This is a genomic window from Neolewinella lacunae (genome assembly GCF_014349155.1).
GTDB classification, from domain to species: Bacteria; Bacteroidota; Bacteroidia; order Chitinophagales; family Saprospiraceae; genus Neolewinella; species Neolewinella lacunae.
The window spans coordinates 16,803-40,187 of record NZ_JACSIT010000085.1; the positions used below are offsets into that span (position 1 = coordinate 16,803).

Here is a 23,385-nt window from a genome sequence, read left to right on the forward strand (position 1 = left end):
TTTTTCGGCCATTTTTTCCTGACCAGTAACAACCAAAACTAATCCATGCGGATATTTCTTGACAACGCCGCTACGACGCCCCTTGATCCTGCAGTATTGGCGGCCATGACCGAGGTGATGGCCAAGCACTACGGCAACCCCTCCAGCATCCACGCCGAAGGGCGGCAGGCCCGGGCCCTCATCGAAAAGGCCCGCAAGACGGTAGCAAATACCCTGAATTGCAGCATTGGGGAGATCTTTTTTACCTCCGGGGGGACCGAGGCGAACAACATGGCCCTGAAGAACAGCGTCCGCGATCTGGGCGTGACCCGCATTATTTCCTCCCCGCTGGAGCACCACTGCGTTTTGCACAGCCTTGACAGCATTCGCGCGGCGGGCGTAGCGCGCATTGAAATGGTGGGCACCGACGCGAAGGGCAACATCGACCTGGCCGATCTGGAGCAGCGCCTGGCCGCCAGCCAGGAAAAAACGCTGGTCAGCCTGATGCACGCCAATAACGAAATCGGCAACCTCCTGCCCCTGGAAAAGGTCAGTGCCCTCTGCACCGCAGCGGGGGCTTATTTCCACTGCGACACGGTGCAAACCATGGGTTTTTTGCCCATTGACCTGAATGCGACGCAGGTCAGCTTTCTCTCGGGTTCGGCCCATAAGTTTTACGGGCCCAAGGGCGTGGGCTTCATTTACGTGAACAACAACAACCAGATCAAGCCCTACCTCGATGGCGGGGCGCAGGAGCGGAACATGCGCGGGGGCACGGAGAACATCTACGGCATCGTCGGCCTGGCCACAGCCCTGGAACGCGCTGCGGCGGAGCGGGAGCAGCGGGCGGCCACGATCGCCGAACTGAAGGCCTACTTTATGCGTCGCCTGACGGAGCAATACCCGGACATCCGCTTCAACGGCGACCCCGAAAACGGCATGTTCAAAGTGCTCAGCGTCAGTCTCCCGGCCAGCGCTAAGGGCGAATTACTGTTGATGAACCTCGATATGGCGGGGATTTCCGCCAGCGGAGGGTCGGCCTGTTCCAGCGGTATTGACGTGGGGAGCCACGTCATCGGCCACCTTTACCCGGGGAGCCCGCGCCACACGATCCGCTTCTCCTTCAGCCACCACAATACCAAGTCGGAGTTGGATGCGGTGGTGGAGAAGTTGGGGGGGATGCTGTAAGTGGGTAGCTCCTGCGGAGCTTTATTTAAGTGCTGCGTTTTTTGAGCTTCGCTTTTTTTTTGAACCACTAAGGACACGAAGAAGGGCTAAGCGTTGTCGCCTTCACCTCATGAAACTCCAAGCCACTCCATGCTCTACTCCAAGTCACTCCTTGGGCTACAAGCTTGCCGGCTCCACCATTTTCGAACCACTGATTCTCCTAGACCTTATCCTTGCCCCCCAGCAGGTAACCCATGGCGGCCGGGCGGTAGAGGGCGATGCCAACGTAGAGCAGGGTACTGAGCGTTACGCCGGGAATAGGTGCCTCCCCAACATTGATCCACTCCGTAGCGATGACGCCACCGAGGTAGCTGGCGCAGAGGAAAAAGCCCAGGCTGCGCGTGGCGGGAAGAAACATAGCGATTACGCAGGTGAGCTCAATCAGCCCCAGATAGAGTGCATTTTTGCCCAACATGGCCTCCACTTCCTCGCCGCCGATGAGTTTCATAATGCTGCTGCCCAGCAGGGCGATGCCAACGAGGCCCCAGAGGGCCATGCCAATTCTTTCTTTCGTCATGATTATGGTATAGTTTAGAAAAGGGAAATTTACTGCACCACGTAAGGTGTAGCAATAGCTAATGTAGGCACACTTTTTACATCTGCACCGAATTTTTAGCAGCTTAGAGTGTGTCTAAATTTTTACTTCCTGATAACCAAGCAGTTTGCTACGCAGTACTTCGTGCTATGAACCTGGCGTCACAAAAAATGGCTTACGTAGTCCACTATGCGCGCAATTTTTTGTCTAGCCAGAACCATAAGTCATTGATTATCAGTTCTTAAAAATTTTAGACACGCTCTTATTTTTTCACCAATACTGCCAAAGCGGAGGAGCGCTGGCCAGCCATCGGGGCATCCGGCGCGTTCCTGGCTATTGCTCTTGCTGGAGACGCAAAGAATCCTGGCGGTCCGTGGCATCCTGAAGCGAATCCGTTCGGACGCCGTTGGTGGGATCGTCGGTACCGGTTAAATTTTCGCTGGATTTTCTGCCGTCAATTGCCCAGAAGCCGACTAGGAGAAAAAGAACCGTGGCTGCTGCCGTGAGCATGGGCCGCAGCCACCCCGAAGATTTTTTGGGTCGGCTGCTGAAGGTGACGTCGTCGGGCGGGACGGTGGAAGGGCTGTAGTGGGGTAGGGGGCTGGGAAACGGCTGGGTGCTGAGTCCTTTCCCGCCTGCCTGGGGGGGCGCGGGGCGGGGTGGTGGTAGGGTGGCTTCAATTTCTGTTTCCGGGTTGGGCAATTCTTCTGCGGCTGCTCCGACGGCACCAGGGTCGGCGGTGTTGACCCGTTGCAGCGGAGTAGCCGGCCCGGGTTCGGCATCGGCGCGCACCTCGATGGGGCGGCGAAGGATGAGGTTTTTGGTCCGCTCCTTACCAGCGACGGTAAGCAGGACGGAAATTTTGAGCACCAGTTCATGGCGGCCTTCTACCAGGGGGCGCACGTGAAAAACCCACTCCGTGTAGCTGTACTCGTCAACGATTTGCTCGCCGTCGGAAAGCAGCAGGATATCAAACTGCCGGACCCCGTCGAGGCAGGGGTCGATGATTTCCACTTCCATGACCTGAGCGACGGGGATTTCTTCCAGGCTGACACTGTCGTCCAGCGCAATGCCACTCAGTACCTGGCTGAGCTGGTGGGCGACCCGCACCAGGCATTCGTGGGCCTGGCGGACCTGCATGCGCGGCGGGACTTTGTACAGCAGGTGGCCGGGCTTGAGTTCCGGGCGGCCGGGGGCCTGGGGGCTGAAGTCGACCAAAGCCAGGTGGGTAACGAAGGCCAGAATATCCTGGCGGAGTTCCTGGCGGAGGACATCAATCCGCAGCGGATCCAGGGTGTTACCGATCTGGTACTGCAGCAAATCGGCGTAGCGACTGGCCAGGAGAATGACCTGCTGGTGCTTGGGGCGCTCGGGGGGCAGGGCCGTGCGGAGCAACTCCAGCGCCTCGTCCGTAGCCGCTTCCGCCACCGCCGTGCGGAGGGTTTCCTTTAATTCCTCAAGCTGTTCCTGGGTAGTGATGGACATGGGGCCTAAGGTAAGACTTGTGGGAGACTGTTCATCAAAGTGTGGTGTTCAATTCGCCAACTAAACCTAAAACATCGGACTATATACCCCAACGCTTCGCGGGGCCCAGGGCCAATAAAGAGCTTCTTTTCAGCGACACACTCTCCGAGCCGCGTCACTATCTCGTGCGGTAGCTCCTTTATTTCTTTCCCCCCTTATTCCCTTCCTCCTTTACTAAACCCCTTCCCGCTCCACCTCCAGGATGGCCTGCACGTGGGCGTCGGCCACCTGCTGGCGGAAAGCATCACTGAGGAGAAGGGGAAGTTCGAAGCGGTTATTGAAAAAGCCATTTTCGGTGAGGATGGCGGGCATGCGGGTGGCGCGGAGGACGTAAAACTGGCCCGTTACTTTGCTGCGGAGGTGGCGATTGACCAGACCGGTGTGGGCAATCAGGTGGCGTTGAAAAACGGCGGCCAGGGCGCGGCCCGTCTGGCTGCCGTGGTAGTACCAGGTCTCGATGCCCCGGACGCGATCGTCGGTAAAGTCCTGTTCGGAAGCCGCGGGGCCGGCGTTGGCGTGGACGCTGACGAAAATTTTGGGCAGGGCGCTGCTGAGGCGGTTGGCCCGGTCTACCCGTTCGGTGAGGAAATTGCCGACTTGCACCTCCGGCACGACGTTGAAGTAGGCCACGCCGATGCGATCGAGCTGGGCGAAAATGCGGGCGGTGACGGCACGGTTGAACTCGTATTCAAAAAGCTGTCGACCGTCTTCGAGGATGGGACTGCGTTTGCCGGCGGTGAGCGCACCGTGGCCATTATCGATGCACCAGAGGTAGCGGGCGCGGTACTCGGGGGCGGGGGGGACGGGCCCCCGGGGGCGATCATCAGGGGACAGTGGCGGGCTGTTGCCGTCGTCGGGGGCGGGCAAAGGATCCAGGTCAAATTCAGGGCCGTTGGTATCCCGGGGAGGCTCTGCTTCGTGGCTGACCACGATGGCATCTTCGCCACCGACGTCGGAGGCATCCTGGGGTTCCGCAGGATCCGCACGCGGGGGCAGGGGCGCCGCCGGGGGCAAGGCTGGCGGCAGGGGCCTGGGTGGTCGCGGCCGTTGGGGGGCATCGCCAAAGAGCACGGCAAGGATATCGACGATGGCCTGGAGGAAGTCCTTCATACAAGCGGAGGCAATAGCGGAGGGCCACAGTAGGCTACGGCCCGGGAATTGCCGCGAGCAAGGTAAGAATTTTTGTCGTTCGGTCATCCCCTCCACCCCGGCTCGGGCTGACCCCGGCTCAACACCCCCGCCAGCCCGCCACCGCCCGGACCGAAAGGACGGAGTCAACCTAGAAGGGGAATGAGTTGTATTCTTCCCACGGCCCGCCCCGCTACCGCACTTCATTTATGGTGCAGCAGTACCTGGGAAGGACTGTGCCAACTTACGCAGACATCGCCCCCAGCATGGAACAAGTCAAGCCCAACGCCCTCAACGGGCAGGAAGCCGAGAAGCTCGAACGCATCGCCTACATCCTCAAGACCGTAGCGCACCCGCTGCGGCTGGGGATCATCCACCTGCTGGAGCAACACCCGCGTTTGAACGTGACCGACATCTGCGAAGCGCTCGGTTATGAGCAGTCGCTCGTCAGTCATCACCTGCAGAATATGAAGCTAAAGGGTATCCTCTCCGTCAAGCGCGACGGCCGCTCAATGATGTACTCGCTTAAGGAACGCGACGTCAGCCTGATCATTGAATGTCTGGAAAATTGCCAGTGCAACATGTAAAGGCGATCCCCTTTCCCGCTTTACCCGCGGGGCTTCCACGAAAAGCTTTTTCGTAATTGCCACAAAGTCGCATTAACTTTGCGCCAGCGCCAGTGCGGTCCTGGCCAATGATCACTCCTTATGGCCCTTTGGCAATATGCTCTTTTGTTTACCTGTGTGTTGTTCGGTGGCGGCTTGGCACAGGTCATGCGCGGTCGTACGGAGAGCGCACACTGGCGCAGGTACCTCCCCCTCTTGCTGTCCTTCAGTGGTGCCTACCTGCTGGGCATTGCGGCGATGGAGATGATGCCGACGGTCTTTCGCAACCCACAGTACCACACGGGCGTCTGGCTTTTGGCCGGTTTTTTCATTCAGCTCCTCCTGGAAGGATTGAGCCAGGGGATTGAACACGGGCACGTGCACGCCCACGAGCACGGCAATTTCCGCTTTGCCCTGACGGTAATGGTGGGCCTTGGCCTCCACGCTTTTCTGGAAGGGATGCCGCTGGGAACGGCCCCTGAGCCCGGCGAATCCCTGGCCGCCCACACGGCGATGGACGCTGAACACCTGCTGGTGGGCATCATCCTTCACAAAATACCGGCGGCCTTCGCCCTGGGCCTGTTGCTGCGTTATTCGGGCTTCAGCAAGGCCTTCACCTGGGTATGCCTCCTGGTTTTTGCCAGCCTGTCTCCGCTGGGCGCCGTTTTTGGCGAAGCGATCAGCATCGATCCGGTGTGGCGCAACCGCGTCCTGGCCCTCGTCGTGGGCAGCTTCCTCCACATTTCTACCACCATCCTCTTTGAAGCCGACGGCCGTAAGGAACACGGGATAACAGTGCGCAAATTCGTGGTCGTCATCGCCGGTATGCTGGTGGCGTATTTTACGGCGCATTAGGGCACGGAGACTGTTCATCTAAATCGAAAACGTCGGGCTTCCACCCGACGCTACATAAGCGGCCCCTCCAGGGCCGGTGGGGGCTTGCTTTCAGCGACGCACTTAATCGACCATCCCAGCGGCCTTGCTCCTCGTCCTTCCCTTGCACCTGCGACCGCGCCCATTATTCCTTTCCCCCTTTGCTCTTCCCCCGGCTGATGATGATGACGCCGACGATCACCAACACCGCCCCCAAGCCCTGTAGGAGCGTAAGGTGCTCGCCCAGCACGAGATATTCCAGCACGATTGTCGCTACCGGCCCGATGGCCCCGAGGATGGCCGCGTCTCCCGCCCCGATGCGCCGCACGCCCTCCGTCACCAGATACGTGGGGATGACGGTGCAAAAGACCGACAACCCCGCCCCGTACAGGTATAAAACCGGGGGGAAACCAAACAGGGTATTGCCCGAAACCCATACGTGCACCAATACCGCCACACTGGCCGCCACCAGGGCCAAAGACGTGAAGCGCACCGTACCCAGTTTCGTCGCGTAAAACCCACTGCCGATCACGTAAAAGCTGTACAAAAATGCGCTCAGCAGAATCAGTCCGCCCCCCAGCATCAGGTTGCTGCCCGCGCTGAAATCCGCATCACTGAAGGCCAGGCCAATGCCAGCGTAGCAGATCGCCGTCGCCACCCACTGCAGGGGCTGGATCCGCGTGCCAAAAATGATGCGTTGCAAGAGCAATACCATCGTGGGATAAACGAAGAGAATAAGCCGCTCCAAACCCGCGCTGAGGTACTTGAGCCCCAGGAAATCGGTGTAGCTGGCCAGGTAGTATCCAAAGATGCCGAGGACGACGATGGTCGCCACGTCGCGCGCGCTCAAGGGGCCGTTGGTGGCCGATCGCTCCCGCCGGAAATACCCGATGAGCAGAAAGAGGGGCAGCGAAAAAGCCATCCGCAGGCCCAGCAGGCTGATGCTGGAAATCTCGTACTGGTAGGCCAGTTTGATGACGATGGCTTTGCAGGAAAAAAGCACGGCCCCCAGTAGCATGAGGCCAACGCCGATTTTGCGGTCGGGCGAAAGCAGAACGGGAGCAGCGAGGGGCATTGGCGGAGGCATTCGGTAAACGGGCCGCAAAGGTCGGCTAAATCGCGGGCTTGAAGGGCGGGGGGTGCGGAGCCTGACAGGATTAAGACACGCTCTTCGTGCTTTTCCTTAGGTTTGCCGGTGTCAAGCCCCTTTTGCATGAAGTATTACCTCATCGCCGGCGAGCCTTCCGGAGACCTGCACGGCTCCCACCTCATCCGCGCCATCCGGGCGGAGGACCCCACGGCCGAGGTACGCGCCTGGGGGGGCGACCTGATGGCAGCGGCCGGCGCGACCCTCGCCAAGCACTACCGCGAGCTGGCCTTCATGGGCGTGGTCGAAGTGATCCGCAACCTGCCCACGATCCTGCGCAATGAGCGTTTTTGCCGGGACGACATCGCCGCTTTCCAGCCCGATCGCCTGGTGCTGATCGATTATTCGGGCTTCAACCTCCGCATCGCGGCGTGGGCCAAACCTGCGGGTTTTCACGTCACTTACTACATCAGCCCCCAGGTCTGGGCTTCGCGTTCCTCGCGGGTTAAACGCATTCGCGCCTACGTCGATCAAATGCTCGTCATCCTCCCCTTCGAGGCCGACTGGTACGCGGCGCGGGGGGTGCCGGTCACTTTCGTAGGCCATCCATTGCTTGACGTGGTGCGGGAGGCCGAAAGCAACGGGGCGCGGCCGCAGGATGCAGAGCAAGTCGTTCAAGAGCGAAGGACGATTGCGCTGCTGCCCGGGAGCCGCCGCCAGGAAATCACCGTCGGCCTGCCGCTCATGCTCGCCGCTGCCGCCCGGCACCCGGAACACGATTACGTCATTGCCGGAGCCCCCGCCCAGGAGGAAAGTTTCTACGCGGCCATCATTGCCGGAGCCACCGCCCCCCCCCGCGTCCGGGTGGTGATGAACGCTACTTACCAGGTCCTTCAGTCGGCCCACGCCGCCATCGTTACCAGCGGCACGGCTACCTTGGAGACGGCCCTATTTGGGGTCCCCCAGGTTGTCGTGTACCGCGGCAACTGGCTGGCCTACCGCATTGCCAAGTGGATGATCGCCAACCGCATCAAGTACATCAGCCTCGTTAATCTGGTCATGGATGCCCCCGTGGTGCCGGAATTGATCCAGGCCGATTTCAACCCCGCCAACCTGGCCGGTCACCTGGAAAAAATAATTGCCGGCCCCCTGCGAGACCGGCAATTAAAAGACCTCCAACTGCTCCGCGAGCGGCTGGGGGAAGGCGGCGCAGCGGTACGCGCTGCGCGGCTGATTACTTCTTCTTAGCGTTGCCGAAGATGACCAGCAGGGCGTAGATCAGGCCCGGAAGGTAGAAAAGCAGCGTCAGGATCAGGGCAATCCAGAATTTGCTGTTCAGCTCGCCCTGGTGCACGAGCACGGCCACGGGGGGCAGCAGGATGGCCAGGATGACCAGCAGCAGGGTGTTGGTATCGGCATCTTGGGTGCCATTTTTGACGTCTTGTTTGTACTGGCGCAGGGCATCCCGCAGGTCTTGCTTCTGGGCTTTTTTGTGGGCGCGGCGTTCGGCGGGGGTCATGGCATCCAGGGTCGCTTTGTAGGCGGCCGCAGCGGCGCGGGCGTCGGCTTCGGTAGCGGGGGCATCCGTGGTGACGGGCGTGCCGGGGGCTACGATGATGGCGTGGGCGGGCGCACTAAAACCAAGCAGAAGGGTAAAGAGGAGGAAAAAAGTAGCATAACGCATAAGCGAAAAAACAGGTGGGTTGTGAGAGCAATATTGCTGCTGTGCATAACTCCATTTGCCAGGCCAATGTTCCATGGTCCGCCAAGGTTTTTTGGGAGGCCAGCGTATTTTAGGCGTAGAAGTCGCGGCGGTCCAATTCTGCCAGATCGTAAAAGAGGTCGGCAAACTTTGCAACCACTGCTTCAAAGTATCTTTTCCCCTTCGCTGCGGTGGCCAGGGAGGGGTCGCCGATGCCCGTATCCGCACTTACCTCGCTCCACTGCCGCTCGGCCCAGGCCCAGGGTTCCTTGAAGGCGGGGATGCGGGGGCCTCTTTCACTGCCGTCGCCTGCTTCGGCCAGGGGCAAGACCAGCTCAGGGTGCAGGTGGAGCATGAGGCTCGTCTCCAGCTCGTCGGCGTGGTCGCCGGGCAGTTCAAAGTACTCCTCGCGGGGCAGGGACTTGAAGAAGCTGGTCCAGCACTGGAAAACGCCGGGGTACTTGAGGCCAAGTTCCCGCAGGGGGTTGTTGAAGTGGTTGGCACCGTGGCCGTTGAAGACGAGCAGCTTCGGGATGCCGTGGCGCTGGAGGGTGGCGACGATGTCGTCCAGAATGGCCAGCTGGGTGGAAGGGTTGAGGTTGATGTCGAGCGTAATGTCTGCCTGCCCCGTATTGACGCCGAAGGGTATGCCCGGCAGAACGATCACCTTCGCCCCCCGGTCCCAGGCCTTGGCGGCTGCGGCGGCGCAAATGCCCTCCGCCTGGTAATTGTCCGTACCGTAAGGCAGGTGGTAATTGTGGGCTTCGGTCGCTCCCCAGGGCAGTACCGCCAACGTAAAACGGGTGGCGGAGACGGCTTTCCAGTTGGTTTCGGCGAGGATGTACGGGCGCATGACAATGGCTTTGGTTCAGCGGGGAAGATAAAACCAGGATCCGGTTGAGGGTATGCCCGAGACTGTTCATCTAAGTGAGTCTATTGAACTATGAACTACTGCACTGTTGAACTATCCCGTGTCCCTCACCCGAACCTCCCCCGCTCCTTTGTCCTTTTCCTGCACCTGCGGCCGCGCCCAGCGAAGCCATTCAAACTACCACCGCTGGTGCACCCCTTCCTTAATCAAATCTTCATACACCGCGTTCATTCCCGCCACCTGTTCATCGCTCAGCGGAGGCAGCTCGGCCGCAGAAAGGTTGGAATAGAGGTGCTGAACGCGCGATGCGCCCGGGATGATGCAACTGACTTCCGGGAAGCGCAGAATCCACTGCAAAGCCCGCGGGGCCAGGTTGCTTTCGCCGGGGAACAGGGCCTTGATGCGCTCCATGGCCCGGAGGCCCAGGTCATAATCCACCCCGCTAAAGGTCTCGCCTTTGTCGAAGCCCGCACCCTCGCGGTTGAAGTTGCGGTGGTCTTCGGCACTGAAGGTAGACGTGGCGTCGAACTTGCCCGTCAGCAACCCGCTGGCCAGGGGGACCCGCACAATTACACCCACGTTGCGCTCCCGCGCCCGCTGAAAAAACAACCCGGAAGGCCGCTGCCGGAAGACGTTGAAGATGATCTGGACGGACGCCACATTGTCGTATTCCATCCCTTTCAGGGCCTCTTCCACCTTTTCTACGCTGATGCCGAGGTGGGCAATTTTTCCTTCCTCCCGCAGGCGCTCGAAAAGGCCGAAAATCTCCGGGCGGTAGTACACTTCGGTGGGCGGGCAGTGGAGCTGGATCAGGTCCAGCCGCTCCAGGCCCGTCCGGCGCAAGCTGTCTTCGACGTAGCCGCGCAGGGCCGTTTCCGTGTAGCCGACGTTGGTGTGGGGGGTGATCTGCCGGCCACACTTCGTCGCTACGTAAACGTGTTCCTTCCGGCTGCGGACGACCCGGCCCACGGCCTCCTCACTCAGCCCGGCGGAATAGACGTCGGCCGTATCAATAAAGTTTACCCCCGCATCAATGGCGGCGTGGAGGATGGATTCGGCAATCTGGTCGTCGAAAGGTTCCCCCCACTTACCCCCCACCTGCCAGGTGCCGAGGGAGAGTTCGGAAATGCGGAAACCGGTTTTGCCAAGGGGACGGTAGTTCATAAGCGGTGCAGATCGGAAGTTTTGGAAAATACGGGTTCATCCGGTCCGCTCTACCTACATTTATCCTTTCAGCATGGTTGAATGCGCAAAGAAATAAACCATAGAACGATGGATAGCCATAAGTTGTCGCTGCATTTTGACGCCCGCCGCCTGGAAGAGGACCTGGAAAAAGTGCTGGCGGCATCGGCCGACTGGATCGACCATTACGTGACCCAGAACTACGAGGGCTCCTGGTCGGTGATCCCCTTGCGTGCCAACCGCAATGCTACCCACCCCGTAATGATGATTTACTCCGATCCTACGTCCGATGATTACGTGGATACGCCCTTTCTGGCGGCCTGTCCTTACTTCGCGGAGGTGTTGGGCCATTTTCACACCAGGCTCTTGGCGGCCCGCTTGATGCGGCTGGGACGAGGGTCGATCATTAAGGAGCACCGCGACCACGATCTGGACGTCGAAGGGGGCACCGTGCGCATCCACGTTCCGGTAGTGACCAACCCGGAGGTCCACTTCCTGCTCAACGGCCGGCGGGTGATCATGCAGGCGGGGGAGTGCTGGTACCTGCGCCTTTCGGACCCCCACTCGGTGCGCAATGATGGTCCCGACCGGGTGCATCTGGTCATGGATATGGAAGTCAATGACTGGGTGCTGGCGCAGCTGGGGGCTGCCCTGGCCCACTAAAAGCGGCCCACGTAAGTCTCGGGCCGGATGGCTTTCAGCTCCGTCTTGATGGCGTCGCTGACGTTGAGACCGTCGATGAAGTCGTGTAAGCTGGCCTCATTGAAGTGGGTACGGCCGCGGGTGAGTTCCTTGAGGGCTTCGTAGGGCTGGGGGTAGCCTTCGCGGCGCAGGATATTCTGGATGGCTTCGGCACAGACGATCCAGTTGGCTTCGAGGTCGGCGGCGATCTTTTCCTCGTTGATGAGCAGTTTGCCGAAGCCCTTGGTGATGGCTTTGTTCGCCAGAAGGAGGTGGGCAATGGGCAGGCCGAGGTTGCGCAGGACGGTGGAGTCCGTCAGGTCGCGTTGCAGGCGGCTGATGGGCAGTTTATCGGCCAGGTGGGAGAACAGGGCGCGGGCGATGCCGAGGTTGCCTTCGGCATTTTCGAAGTCGATGGGGTTGACCTTGTGGGGCATGGCGGAGCTGCCGATTTCGCCGGCCACTGTCTGCTGGCGGAAGTATTCCATGGAGATGTACTGCCATACATCGCGGCACAGGTCGATCAGGATGGTACTGATGCGGTTGAGGGCGTGAAAGATGGCCGCCAGATTATCGTAGTGCTCAATCTGGGTAGTGGGGTAGGAGCGGCGCAGGCCCAGGTCCTTGGCCACGAAGTCGTCGGCAAAGGCGTGCCAGTCGTAGTCGGGGAAAGTGACGTAGTGGGCGTTGAGGTTGCCGGTGGCGCCCCCGAACTTGGCGGGGATGGGGATTTCCTGAAGCTGCCGCAGTTGTTCGCGCAGGCGGTGGGTCCAGACGCTGAATTCCTTGCCCAGCAGGGTGGGGGAGGCGGGCTGCCCGTGGGTTTTGGCGAGCATGGGGACGTCGGCCCAGGCCATCGCGTGGCGGTCGATCAGGCTGATCAGGCTCTCCAGCTGGGGGCAGATGACCTCATCCAGGGCATCGCGCAGGGTCAGGGGGATGGCCGTATTGTTGATGTCCTGGCTCGTGAGGCCAAAGTGAACGAACTCCACAATTTCGCCCAATCCGCTGGCGGCGACGTGCTCTTTGACGAAGTATTCCACCGCTTTTACGTCGTGGTTCGTAGTGCGTTCGGTTTTTTTGATGGCCTCGGCGTCGGCCTCGCTGAACTTGGCCACGATGCGGTTCAGGTCGTCCATCTGCACCGCCGTGACGTGACTGAGCTGGGGCAGTCCCAGGCGGTGGAGGGCCTGGAGGTAACGGACTTCCACCAACACGCGGTAGCGAATCAGGGCGTACTCGCTGAAGTAGTCGCTCAATTCCTGGGTCTGGTGGGCGTAGCGCCCGTCGATGGGGCCAATGGCGCGGAGTGCGGACATGCTTGCTGGGTGATTTGGGGGGCGAAGATAGGGCAGGGGTGGGTTTGTGGGCGCGGTCGCAGGTGCAATGAACGGTGGGGAAGCAACGGAAGGCCGGAAAAGCAAAACTTTCCCCATATTTACCACCGCTCAAAATCGATCTGCCGTGCGCTTTACCTTCCTTGCTGTTTTGTTTCTGCTTTGCACCTGCGGCCGCGCCCAGGAACTGCAATTGTTCGAGTCGTTCACCAACCACGCCGTACTACAGCGCAATACCGACCATCCGCTGTGGGGCTGGGCCCGGCCGGGGACGGTGGTAAAAGTGCTTTTCGGGGAACAACGCCTCTCCGTCAAAACGGGCAAGGACGGCCGCTGGCGGGTCTTGCTGCCCCCCACGCCCGCCGGTGGACCCCACAAGATATCCGTCCAGACCAAACGCGAAGCCATCTTGCTCGAAGACATTTATTTTGGCGACGTCTACCTCCTCTCCGGGCAGTCCAACATGGAGTGGCGCCTGCGGCAATCGGACCCCGACAGCAGCCGCGCCCGCAGCATCGCCGACCCCCTGATCCGCGAACTGAAGGTGAAGCGGTCCTACGCCACCCAGCCCCTCGTTCACCTGGACATTGACGAGGCTACCGACGACCAGTGGATGGTGGGCACGGCCGAACGCATCGGCGAGTTCAGCGGCGTAGGCAGCTACTTTGCCCATTACGTCCGTAAGGAAGTGGACGTCCCCATCGGCCTCCTCCACGCCAGCTGGGGCGGCAGCCGCATCGAGCCCTGGATGAGCCCCGCCGCCCTGGGCATGGAGGCCGTGGCCGAAAATGCCGTTGATGAAATTATGCAGGCTGCGGGCAAGGAAGGCCGCGCCACCTTCGCCACCGTCTTTCCCGGGCGGGCCATCCCCACCAAAGACGAAGGCGAAGCCCTGGGCTGGCTGCGGGCGGACTTTGACGACAGCCGCTGGCCCACCATGACCCTGCCCACCTACTGGGAAGCGGCCGGCTACCCCAACGTCGATGGCTACTTCTATTTCCGCCGCACCTTTACCCTCACTTCCGCACAGGCGGCCGGCCCCGCCACCCTCTACCTGGGCGCCATTGACGATGGCGACTGGACCTACCTCAACGGCACCGCCGTCGGCAGCATGCCCAATGCCTACGCGGAACCCAGGGTCTATACCTTGCCCGCCGGGACGCTGCGGACGGGGGAAAACACCATCGCCATCCGGGTGATGGACGGCGGCGGCGGCGGCGGTTTCTCGGCCAGCCCCGTCGATTTTCGCCTGGAAACATCCGCCGGGGCCGTCAACCTGGCCGGCAATTTCAGGTACAACATCGGCGAATTTCGTGCCGGCGGCCAACCCAACCAGGTGCCCACCATCCTCTACAATGCCATGATCGCTCCGCTGGAAGGCTATCCCCTGACGGGCGTCCTCTGGTACCAGGGCGAAAGCAACGCTGGCCCCGGCGACAACGAACGCTACGCCGACCTGATGCAGGGCCTCGTAAAACAATGGCGCGGCTTTTTCAAGCAGCCCGATCTGCCCTTCTTCTGGGTGCAACTGGCTAATTTTCAGGCCGCAGTATCCACCCCCAATGAGCCCGGCTGGGCCGTCTTGCGCAACAGCCAGACCATTGCCACCGCCCTGCCGCGTACCGGACAGGCGGTCATCACCGATATCGGCGAGGCCGACGACATCCACCCCCGCAACAAGTGGGAAGTGGGCCGCCGCCTTTCCCTCCACGCTCTCAAAGACATCTACGGCAAGAAAGTCCAGGCCCGCAGCCCGGTGGCGAAATCCGCCAAAAATGACGCAGGCTTCGTAGTGGTCCGCTTCGCAGAAGTGGGCGGAGGGCTGATGGTAAAATCCACCGACCGCTACCGCTACCCCACGGGCCTGACCATCCAGGACGCGAGCGGGAAATGGCACTTCGCCCGGGCCCTCCTGGACGAAAGCGAAAATGCGCTGTTCGTCGAAGTTCCCTCCGGCCTGAAAGTCAAGACCGTCCGCTACAACTGGGCCAACAACCCCGATGGCAACCTGTTCAGCAAGGAAGGACTGCCCGTCACCCCCTTTGAATTAACGGTCAATTAAATCGAACGTCCTACACCCATGAAAGCCATCCACCACACCCACTACCTCACCACGGGCCAGCTAGAGATCGGCTCCGCCCCCGAGCCCGAAGCCGGTGCCGGGGAGGTGCTGGTCCACATCACCGCTACGGCGCTCAACCGGGCGGACCTGTTGCAGGCGGAAGGCAAATATCCCGTTCCGCCCGACGCCAACCCGCTGCTGGGCCTGGAAATGGCCGGAACGGTGATTGCCTTAGGCCCGGGCGTTACGGAGGTGGAGGTAGGCGACAACGTCTGTGCTTTGCTCAATGGCGGCGGTTTTGCCCAGCGCATTGCGGTGCCGGAAAAGATGTTGCTGCGCCTGCCGGAGCGGCTTTCCTTCACCAAGGCGGCGGCCGTTCCGGAGGTGTTTCTGACGGCGTTTCAGGCGCTGCACTGGCTGGCGGAACTGCGGGAGGGCGAGACGGTGCTCATCCACGCTGGCGCCAGCGGGGTGGGGACGGCGGCCATCCAGCTCGTCCGCCTGGCGGGTGCGGTACCCCTGGTGACGGCCAGCGCGGGCAAGCACGGTCCGCTCTACGACCTGGGCGCAGAACGCTGCATCGATTACCGCAGCGAAGATTTCGCCGCCGTCGTCTTGGAAGCCACCGAAGGGCGGGGAGTGGACGTGGTGCTCGACTTCGTGGGCGGGCCCTACCTGGCCCAAAACTTCCGCGCGCTGGCCACCGACGGACGGCTGGTGCTGCTCGGTTTCCTGGGCGGACGCAACGCTGCGGCCGTGGACCTGGCCCCCGTATTGGCCAAGCGCCTGCAAATTACCGGCACCACCCTGCGCAGCCGCAGCCCCGCCTACAAAGAAGCCCTCACCGCCGATTTTCGCACCCGCATCTGGCCCGCCTTCGCCACCGGCCAGCTGCAGCCCGTCATCGATACAATCTACGACTGGGAGTCGGTCACCCCCGCCCTCGAATACCTGGCCTCCAACGCCAACATCGGCAAAATCGTGCTCTGCATCGGGGAGTAGTAGGGCACCTGGGCGCGGCCGCAGGTGCAGGGGGAAAATGTAAAGGAGCAAAGGAAGACGCGCCACGAATATTTGTCCCGCTTTCCTTCTGAATGTCCCGTTTGGGGCGTATTTTAGCGCGTTACCCTCTTTAGGGATCGGACGCTGAAGATTTAGCCGGACCATTTGCTGGATCCTCCGCCGCGGGGCAATCGCTTGGCCCGGAGGTATAGCCATTAGGCAAGCTCTCCGATTTGACGACCCAGGTCCATCATCTCTTTCTTCGATAAAACCACGACAATGAATGTTTTCAATAAAGTAAAGTGGGTGCTGGGTATTTCCCTGGTGTTCATTCTGATTCTGACCACCAACTTAATTGACCGCCAGAGTTTTACCATCGTGCGTGACGCGGTGCAAACCATCTACGCCGACCGCCTGGTGGCCCAGAATTTGATTTACGGTATTTCCGTGCAAATCGGGCAAAAGGAATTGGCCTACGTCACCCTCCCGTCTAACGAAATAGTGGCCACGGTAAGCGCGAACAACGAGCAGATTGCCGCCAACATCGAGCAATTTGCGACGACGAAGTTGACCCCGCAGGAGGAAGTTGTTTTCAAGCGCCTCCGCCAGGGCTTGCAGGAGTTGGAAGGCCTGGAATCCGCCGTCGGAAGCGGTACCCTGCTCAATGACGCGCTGACGGAAAAAGTCGCCTCCATCCGCACCCACCTTGACGACCTTTCCGTTATCCAGATGCAGCAAAGCCGACTAGAAGTAGCGGAAAGCAACCGGGCCATCGGTTCAGCCGATTTGTTCACGCAACTGGAAATTGCGGCCCTTATCGTTATGGCCATCGCCGTGCAGGTCATCATCATCTACACGCCGCGGAAGGAGCCGGCGGAATAGGAACTTGCCGGGTGTATTGTCTTCCTTTGCTCCTCCCCCTTTGGGGGGCGGGGGGCCAACATTCTCCCCCCTTCGGGGGGGCGGGGGGGAGCACCTGCGGCCGCGCCCAGTTGCCCATTCGGCACACAACCCCCCTCCGCCGTGCGTTGTTTGCCACCTTATGGCTAGTGAACCGACCATCACCCGCGCTCCCGTAGCATTTCGCGACCTTGGCCGACTGGGTTACCAGGAGGCGTGGGATTTACAGACCGATCTCCACACCGCAAGCATTGCCCGCAAGCGCCGGAACCGGGAGTTGGTGCAGCAGGGCACGGCTCCCGAGCCACTCCGACACCACCTGCTGTTTGTAGAGCATCCGCCGGTGTATACGCTGGGGAAGTCGGGTTCGGCCGATCATCTCTTGCTCAGCGCGGAGGAATTGGCGGCGGGTGGTTTTACCTTTCACCGCATCAACCGGGGGGGAGACATCACCTACCACGGCCCGGGGCAGTTGGTGGCCTATCCCATCTTTGATCTGGAAGATTTTTTTACGGATGTGCACCGCTACGTCCGTTTTCTGGAGGAGGTCGTCATCCGCACCTGCGCTGACTTCGGCCTGGCCGCCGAGCGCGACGCTGGCTACACCGGCGTGTGGCTGCCGGGCGATACTGAAAAGGGTTTGGCGCGGCGTAAAATCTGTGCCATTGGCGTCCACCTCAGCCGCTGGGTGACGCTGCACGGCTTTGCCTTCAACGTTTGCCCGGACCTGAACCATTTTGGCCACATCGTCCCCTGCGGGATTGCGGAAGCGGACCGGAGTGTCACCAGCCTCAGCCAGGAACTGGGACGGAGGATAGCTTTGGAGGAGGTGAAACCCCTGGTGCAGCGGCATTTTCAGGAAGTCTTTGGATTTTCCTGGGCCGAACCCACCAATTGCTGAGCTGTTGGCATCTGAAGAGCAGCGCATCGTCGCCGCGAGCCGTAATCCTTCCCATGAACGAGCAAGACCTCATCACTGGATGCAAAGCCAATGACCGCCGTGCCCAACGGGAGGTTTACGATCGATACAGTCCCCTGATGCTGGCCGTCGCCCGGCGCTACACCGCCCGGGATGCCGATGCGGAAGACGTGATTGTGGCTGCCTTTTACAAAGTCTTTGAAAAGATTGACACCTTCACCGAAATGGGGAGCTTTGAAGGCTGGATCCGCCGCATTGTGGTCAACGAGGCCCTGATGTTGCTCCGCAAGAAGCACGCCCTGCGGCAGGCCAGTGAGCTGAGCGAGGTCAACCCCGCCAGCTACTCGGTGCCCGCCGAAGCGGTCCAGCGCCTGGCCGAGGCGGACATCATGAGCCTGCTCGACCAAATGCCGGTGGGCTACCGGACGGTCTTTAACCTCTACGTCGTGGAAGGCTACAAGCACCGCGAAATTGCCGAACTGCTCGACATCAGCATCAACACGAGCAAATCCCAGCTCATCCTCGCCAAAAAACGACTGCGCGAACAGCTGGAAAAACTCGGTTACCGCGCCGCCGATGGCTGAGTAAACTGCCCACCACCTTATTCGTTTCTGCCCTTTCTGAACTGCTTTTAAAACCATCCCACCATGGCTACTTTCGATCCCTTTGAATCTGAGTTCCGCCGCCGCGCCACGGGCCTGCGCCGGACGCCTTCCGCCCAGGCCTGGAACCGCCTGGAGCATCGGCTCGACCAGCGTGGCGGCCTGCGGATCTTCGGCATCCGGCCCTGGATGGTCGCCGCCCTGCTGCTGTTGGTGGCCGGAGCGAGCATCGTGACGAGCGTTGCCACCGACCGGAACAACCCCCTCGCCCAGCGTTCCCAGTTCATCGAAGAACTGAACACTCCCTATGTCCCCGAGGAATCCTTTAATCCCGCAGATTACCGCAACGAACTCCCCGACGGGCAGGTGGATAGCCCCAGCGCTACGCCGTTGGAATACCGCGACATCGTCGTCTCCGCCAAATACCGCATCAACAGTTAGGGAGGGAATGGGTGTAGGGTTAAAATCCGGAGCCATACGGTAGAAAATGTGCTACCTTGAGCGGTGGGGCGGGTTGTTTGCCCCTGAGACTGCTCCTATGGTTTTGCGTAACTTATTGCTGCTTACGGTCTTCCTCTCTGCGGTTCCGCTGTTTGGGCAATCCGGAAGATACACCGGCCAGGTCAAGGCCATTGAATCCTTGCTACAAGAAGGCAACTACCGCATTGCGCGGGCCCAGAGCCAGGCCCTGGTAGAAAGCGGGGAACAGGCGATGCTGCCCATCGTCACCGCCAGGGGGCGTTACCTGCTGGGGCGAACGCTTACGGAAAACCCCGCCGCCACCGCCCGCGAAAGGGTGGAGGGCATCCGGGAGCTTCGCCTGGCCGCCCAGCTTTTTCGAAAGGAAAAGGTCGGCCCTCCCCTCGATTCTATCCTGCTGCGCCTCCAGGAACTCACCGGGAGCCAATCCGTAGAAGACGCCAGCCTGGCTACGTCCGTCCCTCGCACACCCACCGTTAGCGCCGACTCCATCGAAACGGCCTCTCTGGGGGCCATCGTCGCCCTCCAAAACCAGGAAATTGCTGCCCTGACGGACAGCCAGGTGCGCCAGCTCGTCCAGCTCCAACAACAGCAACGGGAACTGGACGAACTGGAATTCCGCAACCTCAACGACAGCCTGCTCCTGCTGCAACAGGAAAACCTCATCACGGCCCAACGCGCCGAAGTGCAAAGGGAGCGCTTTCGCCGCAATACCCTGCTGGGCCTCGGCGCGGTCATCCTGGTCGTTCTTGGTGGACTTTACGCCCGCTTCCGCGCCAACCAGCGCTACCAAAGCAACCTGGAGGCCAAGAATGCCATCATCGAAGCGGAGCGCAACCGTTCCGACGAACTCCTCCTGAACATCTTGCCCGCCGAGGTGGCCGAGGAACTAAAACAGCAAGGCTCCGCCACCGCCCGGCGCTACGACTCCGTCACCGTCCTGTTCGCCGATTTTCAGGGTTTCAGCACCTTGGCGGCCAACCTGGAACCCGAGGCCCTGGTGGGGATGCTCGACGAGGCCTTCCGCGCGTTCGACGAGATCGTTCGCGAGCACCAACTGGAAAAGATCAAGACCATCGGCGACGCCTATATGTGCGCGGGCGGCTTGCCCCGGCCGACGGAAAACCACGCCCCACGGATGGTCCGCGCCGCCCTCGCCATGCAACAGTATTTGGCCACCAACCCCAACTTCTCGGCCCGCATCGGCATCCACACCGGGCCGGTAGTGGCGGGCGTGGTAGGGAAAGACAAGTTCAGTTACGACATCTGGGGAGACACCGTCAACCAGGCCGCGCGCCTGGAGGCGGCGGGAGAAATTGGGCGGGTGGCCATTTCCAGCAGTACCAAAGCCCTGCTTGGCCCGGGCTACAGTTGTGTCCTGGCCGGTACCTTCGAGGCGAAAAACATCGGGCCGATGCGGCGTTATTTTGTGACTTCGCCTTGAGGCATTCAGCCCTTCACCAACCGCGCCAAAAAGAATCCATCGTACCCCTCCACCTGGGGTAAGAAGGTGTGCTGGTGTTCCAGCGTCCAGCCCTCGCCAGCGGGAGAGCCGAGGAAGGCGGCTACCTGCTCGTCGTTTTCGCGGGGGAGGATGCTGCAGGTGGCGTAGACGAGTTTGCCGCCGGGCTTCACCATGCGGCTGTAGCTGCTCAGGATCTCGGCCTGCTCAATCACTACGCGATCGATGAAGTCTTGGGACAACTTCCACTTGGCATCCGGGTTGCGGCGCAGCACGCCGAGGCCGGAGCAGGGGACGTCCAGCAGCACCCGGTCGGCCCGGCCCGCGAGGCGCTTGATGACTTTGGAGGAGGTGATGGCCCGGGTTTCGAGGTTGGAGACGCCGTTGCGGCGGGCCCGTTTTTTCAGCTCTTCCAGTTTCCAGCCGTGGATGTCGAGGCTGATCAGTTGTCCGCGGTTCTCCAGCAGGGCGGCCAGGTGGAGGCTTTTGCCCCCTGCGCCGGCGCAGGCGTCGATCACGGTTTGGCCGGGACTGACCTCCAGGCTCGGGGCGGCCTGCTGGCTGCTGAAGTCCTGGACTTCAAAGAGGCCTTGTTGAAAAGCTTTGGTGGTGAAGAGATTTTGCCGTTCGGTGACGAGCAGGGCGTCGGCCGCGATGGGGGTGGTAACGACGTTTTCGCGGGCCAGGGCGACGCTGAGTTCGGCAGGCGTAGTCTTCAGGCGGTTGGCGCGCAAGACCACGGGCGCTTGTTCGTTGAGGGCGGCCAGGGTGGGGGTCCACTGTGCGCCGAGTTGGGCCTCGCCAACGGCGTCGAGCCAGTCGGGGATGCTTTCGCGCAGGGCCCGGTCTTGTTGGGCGGCGGCGAGCTTGGCCTGGATGTCGGCCGCATCGATGATGCCGAACTCCCGCCAGGCGGGCAATTCCCGGCCTTGCAGGTGCAGCTGGATGCCGATGAGCCGCCAGAAGTCCTCCCGCTTTTTGGGTTTGCCGCCGCCCGCCAGGTGGCGCAGCAGGCGGTAGTTGCGGACCACTTCGTAGGTCTGCTCCGCAATGAAAGCCCGGTCTTTGCTGCCCCGCCGCTTATCGGCCTTGAGCACGCGGGCAATTTCCCGGTCGGCGTAGGCATCGGCGGTGAAGATGTTGCCCAGGGCCTCGGCGATGGCTTCGAAGTGGGCGGGGTAGAGTCGGTCCATGGGGGCGAAGGTACGGCTTGCGGGGCTTGCTCCCCTCGCTCCTCATCCCTTAAACTGCACCTGCGTCCGCGCCCAAAGCCGCTTCCTCCCGCCGATTGCCCCCGTTGAAAGCCAGCGCCAACAACACCGTGAGCCCGCACCCGATCAGGTTGAGCCACAAGTAGGCCAAGTCGATGACCCCGTAGGCGCTGGCGATGAAGGTGGCCGCCACGAAAACCTGTGAGATGATGGCCGCAATCAAGACCGCCTGACTGCCCACGCGCTTCAGGAAAAAGGCCACCGCAAAGATGCCCAAAATGACCCCGTAAAAGAGGGAGCCGATGATGTTGACGGCCTGGATCAGGTTGTCAAAGAGGTTGGCCACCGCCGCAAAGCCCAGCGCAATGGCCCCCCAGAGCATGGTGAGCCACTTGCTGGCCGCGAAGTAGTGCGCATCCTCCCGGTTGGGCACGAGGCTGCGGCGGTAGATGTCGACCAAACTCGTAGTCGCCAGAGCACTGAGCTCCGAACTGGTGCTCGACATGGCGGCCGAAAAAATGACCGCCAGCAGCAAACCCACCAGCCCAATGGGCAGGTAATTGATGATGAAGGTGATGAAAACGTAGTCGCGGTCTTCCACGATCGCCTCGCCATCCACGTTGGTGATGAGGGCATCGACCTGGCTGGCCAGGCCCTCCCGCGCCGCCAAGGCGTTAGTCAGGTTAGTGCGTGCACCGGCGATGCTGGCCGCGTCGTCGGTCCGCAGGGCCTCCACCAGGGCGGTTGAGGCGGCCCCGGCGGTGGCGTTGACGGTGGCGTATTCATTTTCCAGGGCCGTCAGTTCCGTTGCGTAGGGGCTCTGCCGGACCTTATCCAAATTGGCCGTATTGAAGTGAATCGGTGGCGGCTGGAACAGGAAAAAGACGAACACCATGACGCCCACAAAGAGCACCAAAAACTGCATCGGCACCTTGAAAATGCCGTTGAACAGCAGGCCCAGACGGCTTTCCGCCAGGCTTTTGCCCGAGAGGTAGCGCTGCACCTGGCTCTGGTCCGTACCAAAATAACTGAGGAACAGGAAGGTGCCGCCGAAGAGGGCCGACCAAATGTTGTAGCGATCGTTGAGGTCGAAGTTGAAATCCAGGATTTCCAGTTTGCCGAGCTTGCCGGCCACCCCCATGGCGTCGCCAAAACCCACGTTGGCGGGCAGTTGCTGGACCACCACGACGCCCGCGATGAACATCCCCGCCAGAATCACGATCATCTGCTGCTTTTGGGTGACGGATACTGCCTTGGTGCCCCCCATGACGGTGTAAAAGATGACGACGACGCCAATGATCAGGATCGTCCAGCCCAAAGACCAGCCGAGAATGGACGACAGGATGATGGCGGGCGCGTAAATCGTGATGCCTGCGGCCAGGCCCCGTTGGATGAGGAAAAGCAGGGCCGTGAGCGTGCGCACCCGCAAATCAAAGCGTCCTTCGAGGTATTCGTAGGCGGTGTACACCTTGAGGCGGTAGTAGATGGGCAACACGAACACACAGAGAATGACCATCGCAATGGGCAAGCCAAAGTAAAACTGCGCGAAGCCCATGCCACTGTTGTAGGCCTGGCCCGGCGTGCTCAAAAAAGTAATGGCGCTGGCCTGGGTGGCCATGACGGAAAGGCCAATGGTCCACCACTTCAGGTCGCGGTCGCCCTGCAAGTAGCTCTTCACATTGTCCACCGAGCGCGTTTTGATGACGCCGTAAATGACGATGAAGGCCAGGGTGCCCGTCATCACCAACCAATCAATCCAACTCATGCGTAGGCGTTGCTGAACAAGTAAAAGAATAGGATGAGCAAGACGTGGAGGACGAGCACAAACAGGTAAATGTTGCGCCACGCGCCTAAGATCGGCGGGGTCTCGTCGTTAGAGTCGGCTTCGTTTTGTTCGGACATGGTGCCAAGGTAGTTAAATTCCGCTGCGCGGGTTTTTGAACCATTCTGGTTCCGCTGCGCGGCCTTTTTGAACCACTAAGGATGTAAGTAAACTAAGGGGCACTAAGGATGGTG

General features: G+C 60.9%; 23 protein-coding genes. 12 read left to right on the top strand and 11 right to left on the bottom strand.

From position 1 onward, the window contains the following. The first annotated feature begins 45 nt into the window (after positions 1-45). Entirely contained in the window at positions 46-1,167 is a 1,122-nt protein-coding gene (locus tag H9S92_RS07515) for a cysteine desulfurase family protein (RefSeq protein WP_187466098.1), read from the top strand. A gap of 199 nt (positions 1,168-1,366) precedes the next feature. Here H9S92_RS07515 and H9S92_RS07520 read toward each other — a convergent pair whose 3' ends face one another. From H9S92_RS07520 to H9S92_RS07530, 3 genes are all read right to left on the bottom strand, one after another. Then, a complete protein-coding gene (locus H9S92_RS07520; RefSeq protein WP_187466099.1) occupies positions 1,367-1,723 on the bottom strand; it encodes a hypothetical protein in 357 nt (118 codons plus the stop codon). A gap of 351 nt (positions 1,724-2,074) precedes the next feature. Further along, positions 2,075-3,226, bottom strand: a complete 1,152-nt coding sequence (locus tag H9S92_RS07525; protein ID WP_187466100.1) for a hypothetical protein — start codon at positions 3,224-3,226, stop codon at positions 2,075-2,077. Between the two features lie 213 nt (positions 3,227-3,439). Further along, positions 3,440-4,375 (bottom strand): N-acetylmuramoyl-L-alanine amidase, encoded by a 936-nt coding sequence (locus tag H9S92_RS07530; protein WP_187466101.1) that lies wholly within the window; start codon positions 4,373-4,375, stop codon positions 3,440-3,442. Between the two features lie 284 nt (positions 4,376-4,659). Here H9S92_RS07530 and H9S92_RS07535 point away from each other — a divergent pair, with 284 nt between their 5' ends. Together H9S92_RS07535 and H9S92_RS07540 are read left to right on the top strand one after the other, a co-directional pair. Next, the gene (locus tag H9S92_RS07535) at positions 4,660-4,980 is read left to right on the top strand and encodes an ArsR/SmtB family transcription factor (RefSeq protein WP_187466135.1); all 321 of its coding nucleotides are present in this window, start codon (positions 4,660-4,662) and stop codon (positions 4,978-4,980) included. Positions 4,981-5,100: 120 nt separating this feature from the next. Then, entirely contained in the window at positions 5,101-5,853 is a 753-nt protein-coding gene (locus tag H9S92_RS07540; RefSeq protein WP_187466102.1) for a ZIP family metal transporter, read from the top strand. Between the two features lie 163 nt (positions 5,854-6,016). On the opposite strand, the gene H9S92_RS07545 is transcribed toward H9S92_RS07540, so the two are convergent. Next, positions 6,017-6,946, bottom strand: a complete 930-nt coding sequence (locus tag H9S92_RS07545) for a DMT family transporter (RefSeq protein ID WP_187466103.1) — start codon at positions 6,944-6,946, stop codon at positions 6,017-6,019. Between the two features lie 138 nt (positions 6,947-7,084). On the opposite strand from H9S92_RS07545, the gene lpxB reads away from it, so the two are divergent. Next, entirely contained in the window at positions 7,085-8,206 is a 1,122-nt protein-coding gene (gene lpxB, locus H9S92_RS07550) for a lipid-A-disaccharide synthase (protein WP_187466104.1), read from the top strand. Here the strand turns inward: lpxB and H9S92_RS21995 are convergent. The 3 genes from H9S92_RS21995 to H9S92_RS07565 form a co-directional block, all read right to left on the bottom strand. Further along, positions 8,193-8,642: a YqaE/Pmp3 family membrane protein gene (locus H9S92_RS21995; protein ID WP_222936017.1), complete on the bottom strand. Its 450-nt coding sequence runs from the start codon at positions 8,640-8,642 to the stop codon at positions 8,193-8,195. The genes lpxB and H9S92_RS21995 overlap by 14 nt on opposite strands. Positions 8,643-8,751: 109 nt before the next feature. Further along, on the bottom strand, positions 8,752-9,513 hold the full coding sequence (locus H9S92_RS07560) for a creatininase family protein (RefSeq protein ID WP_187466105.1): 762 nt from the start codon (positions 9,511-9,513) through the stop codon (positions 8,752-8,754). A gap of 195 nt (positions 9,514-9,708) precedes the next feature. Continuing rightward, entirely contained in the window at positions 9,709-10,695 is a 987-nt protein-coding gene (locus H9S92_RS07565; protein WP_187466106.1) for an aldo/keto reductase, read from the bottom strand. A gap of 108 nt (positions 10,696-10,803) precedes the next feature. Here H9S92_RS07565 and H9S92_RS07570 point away from each other — a divergent pair, with 108 nt between their 5' ends. Beyond that, a complete protein-coding gene (locus H9S92_RS07570; protein ID WP_187466107.1) occupies positions 10,804-11,376 on the top strand; it encodes an aspartyl/asparaginyl beta-hydroxylase domain-containing protein in 573 nt (190 codons plus the stop codon). Here the strand turns inward: H9S92_RS07570 and purB are convergent. Next, positions 11,373-12,713, bottom strand: coding sequence for an adenylosuccinate lyase (purB, locus tag H9S92_RS07575; RefSeq protein WP_187466108.1), 1,341 nt, complete (start codon positions 12,711-12,713; stop codon positions 11,373-11,375). The two genes, H9S92_RS07570 and purB, sit on opposite strands and share 4 nt — an antisense overlap. Positions 12,714-12,858: 145 nt before the next feature. On the opposite strand from purB, the gene H9S92_RS07580 reads away from it, so the two are divergent. The 7 genes from H9S92_RS07580 (at position 12,859) to H9S92_RS07610 (ending at position 20,140) form a co-directional block, all read left to right on the top strand. Continuing rightward, positions 12,859-14,793, top strand: a complete 1,935-nt coding sequence (locus H9S92_RS07580; RefSeq protein ID WP_187466109.1) for a sialate O-acetylesterase — start codon at positions 12,859-12,861, stop codon at positions 14,791-14,793. Between the two features lie 18 nt (positions 14,794-14,811). Beyond that, complete coding sequence (locus H9S92_RS07585; protein WP_187466110.1) at positions 14,812-15,795, top strand: NAD(P)H-quinone oxidoreductase; 984 nt, start codon at positions 14,812-14,814, stop codon at positions 15,793-15,795. A 279-nt stretch (positions 15,796-16,074) separates the two neighbouring features. Continuing rightward, positions 16,075-16,677: an MCP four helix bundle domain-containing protein gene (locus tag H9S92_RS07590; RefSeq protein ID WP_187466111.1), complete on the top strand. Its 603-nt coding sequence runs from the start codon at positions 16,075-16,077 to the stop codon at positions 16,675-16,677. A gap of 160 nt (positions 16,678-16,837) precedes the next feature. Next, on the top strand, positions 16,838-17,596 hold the full coding sequence (gene lipB, locus H9S92_RS07595) for a lipoyl(octanoyl) transferase LipB (protein ID WP_187466112.1): 759 nt from the start codon (positions 16,838-16,840) through the stop codon (positions 17,594-17,596). Positions 17,597-17,649: 53 nt separating this feature from the next. Next, a complete protein-coding gene (locus H9S92_RS07600; protein WP_187466113.1) occupies positions 17,650-18,198 on the top strand; it encodes an RNA polymerase sigma factor in 549 nt (182 codons plus the stop codon). 63 nt (positions 18,199-18,261) lie between these two features. Continuing rightward, positions 18,262-18,657, top strand: a complete 396-nt coding sequence (locus H9S92_RS07605; protein ID WP_187466114.1) for a hypothetical protein — start codon at positions 18,262-18,264, stop codon at positions 18,655-18,657. Positions 18,658-18,760: 103 nt separating this feature from the next. Continuing rightward, positions 18,761-20,140: an adenylate/guanylate cyclase domain-containing protein gene (locus tag H9S92_RS07610; protein WP_187466115.1), complete on the top strand. Its 1,380-nt coding sequence runs from the start codon at positions 18,761-18,763 to the stop codon at positions 20,138-20,140. Positions 20,141-20,145: 5 nt separating this feature from the next. Here the strand turns inward: H9S92_RS07610 and H9S92_RS07615 are convergent, their stop codons facing one another. Genes H9S92_RS07615 through H9S92_RS07625 form a run of 3 tightly spaced genes read right to left on the bottom strand, consistent with a single transcriptional unit; the run spans position 20,146 to position 23,271 of the window. Next, a complete protein-coding gene (locus tag H9S92_RS07615) occupies positions 20,146-21,351 on the bottom strand; it encodes an RsmB/NOP family class I SAM-dependent RNA methyltransferase (RefSeq protein ID WP_187466116.1) in 1,206 nt (401 codons plus the stop codon). A 49-nt stretch (positions 21,352-21,400) separates the two neighbouring features. Further along, positions 21,401-23,134 carry a sodium:solute symporter gene (locus tag H9S92_RS07620; RefSeq protein ID WP_187466117.1) on the bottom strand — a complete coding sequence of 578 codons (1,734 nt, stop codon included), beginning with the start codon at positions 23,132-23,134 and terminating at the stop codon, positions 21,401-21,403. Then, positions 23,131-23,271, bottom strand: a complete 141-nt coding sequence (locus H9S92_RS07625; RefSeq protein WP_187466118.1) for a hypothetical protein — start codon at positions 23,269-23,271, stop codon at positions 23,131-23,133. Before H9S92_RS07625 ends, H9S92_RS07620 begins: the two co-directional genes overlap by 4 nt. Positions 23,272-23,385: the final 114 nt, after the last annotated feature.

Excerpts from the sequence above, each read along its gene's own strand:
- lpxB (WP_187466104.1), top strand. The coding sequence starts at position 7,085 with ATGAAGTATTACCTCATCGCCGGCGAGCCTTCCGGAGACCTGCACGGC.
- H9S92_RS07620 (WP_187466117.1), bottom strand. The coding sequence starts at position 23,134 with ATGAGTTGGATTGATTGGTTGGTGATGACGGGCACCCTGGCCTTCATC.
- H9S92_RS07625 (WP_187466118.1), bottom strand. The coding sequence starts at position 23,271 with ATGTCCGAACAAAACGAAGCCGACTCTAACGACGAGACCCCGCCGATC.
- H9S92_RS07560 (WP_187466105.1), bottom strand. The coding sequence starts at position 9,513 with ATGCGCCCGTACATCCTCGCCGAAACCAACTGGAAAGCCGTCTCCGCC.
- purB (WP_187466108.1), bottom strand. The coding sequence starts at position 12,713 with ATGTCCGCACTCCGCGCCATTGGCCCCATCGACGGGCGCTACGCCCAC.
- H9S92_RS07525 (WP_187466100.1), bottom strand. The coding sequence starts at position 3,226 with ATGTCCATCACTACCCAGGAACAGCTTGAGGAATTAAAGGAAACCCTC.
- H9S92_RS07600 (WP_187466113.1), top strand. The coding sequence starts at position 17,650 with ATGAACGAGCAAGACCTCATCACTGGATGCAAAGCCAATGACCGCCGT.
- H9S92_RS07585 (WP_187466110.1), top strand. The coding sequence starts at position 14,812 with ATGAAAGCCATCCACCACACCCACTACCTCACCACGGGCCAGCTAGAG.
- H9S92_RS07590 (WP_187466111.1), top strand. The coding sequence starts at position 16,075 with ATGAATGTTTTCAATAAAGTAAAGTGGGTGCTGGGTATTTCCCTGGTG.
- H9S92_RS07535 (WP_187466135.1), top strand. The coding sequence starts at position 4,660 with ATGGAACAAGTCAAGCCCAACGCCCTCAACGGGCAGGAAGCCGAGAAG.
- H9S92_RS07545 (WP_187466103.1), bottom strand. The coding sequence starts at position 6,946 with ATGCCCCTCGCTGCTCCCGTTCTGCTTTCGCCCGACCGCAAAATCGGC.
- lipB (WP_187466112.1), top strand. The coding sequence starts at position 16,838 with ATGGCTAGTGAACCGACCATCACCCGCGCTCCCGTAGCATTTCGCGAC.
- H9S92_RS07530 (WP_187466101.1), bottom strand. The coding sequence starts at position 4,375 with ATGAAGGACTTCCTCCAGGCCATCGTCGATATCCTTGCCGTGCTCTTT.
- H9S92_RS21995 (WP_222936017.1), bottom strand. The coding sequence starts at position 8,642 with ATGCGTTATGCTACTTTTTTCCTCCTCTTTACCCTTCTGCTTGGTTTT.
- H9S92_RS07540 (WP_187466102.1), top strand. The coding sequence starts at position 5,101 with ATGGCCCTTTGGCAATATGCTCTTTTGTTTACCTGTGTGTTGTTCGGT.
- H9S92_RS07615 (WP_187466116.1), bottom strand. The coding sequence starts at position 21,351 with ATGGACCGACTCTACCCCGCCCACTTCGAAGCCATCGCCGAGGCCCTG.
- H9S92_RS07570 (WP_187466107.1), top strand. The coding sequence starts at position 10,804 with ATGGATAGCCATAAGTTGTCGCTGCATTTTGACGCCCGCCGCCTGGAA.
- H9S92_RS07565 (WP_187466106.1), bottom strand. The coding sequence starts at position 10,695 with ATGAACTACCGTCCCCTTGGCAAAACCGGTTTCCGCATTTCCGAACTC.
- H9S92_RS07515 (WP_187466098.1), top strand. The coding sequence starts at position 46 with ATGCGGATATTTCTTGACAACGCCGCTACGACGCCCCTTGATCCTGCA.
- H9S92_RS07605 (WP_187466114.1), top strand. The coding sequence starts at position 18,262 with ATGGCTACTTTCGATCCCTTTGAATCTGAGTTCCGCCGCCGCGCCACG.
- H9S92_RS07520 (WP_187466099.1), bottom strand. The coding sequence starts at position 1,723 with ATGACGAAAGAAAGAATTGGCATGGCCCTCTGGGGCCTCGTTGGCATC.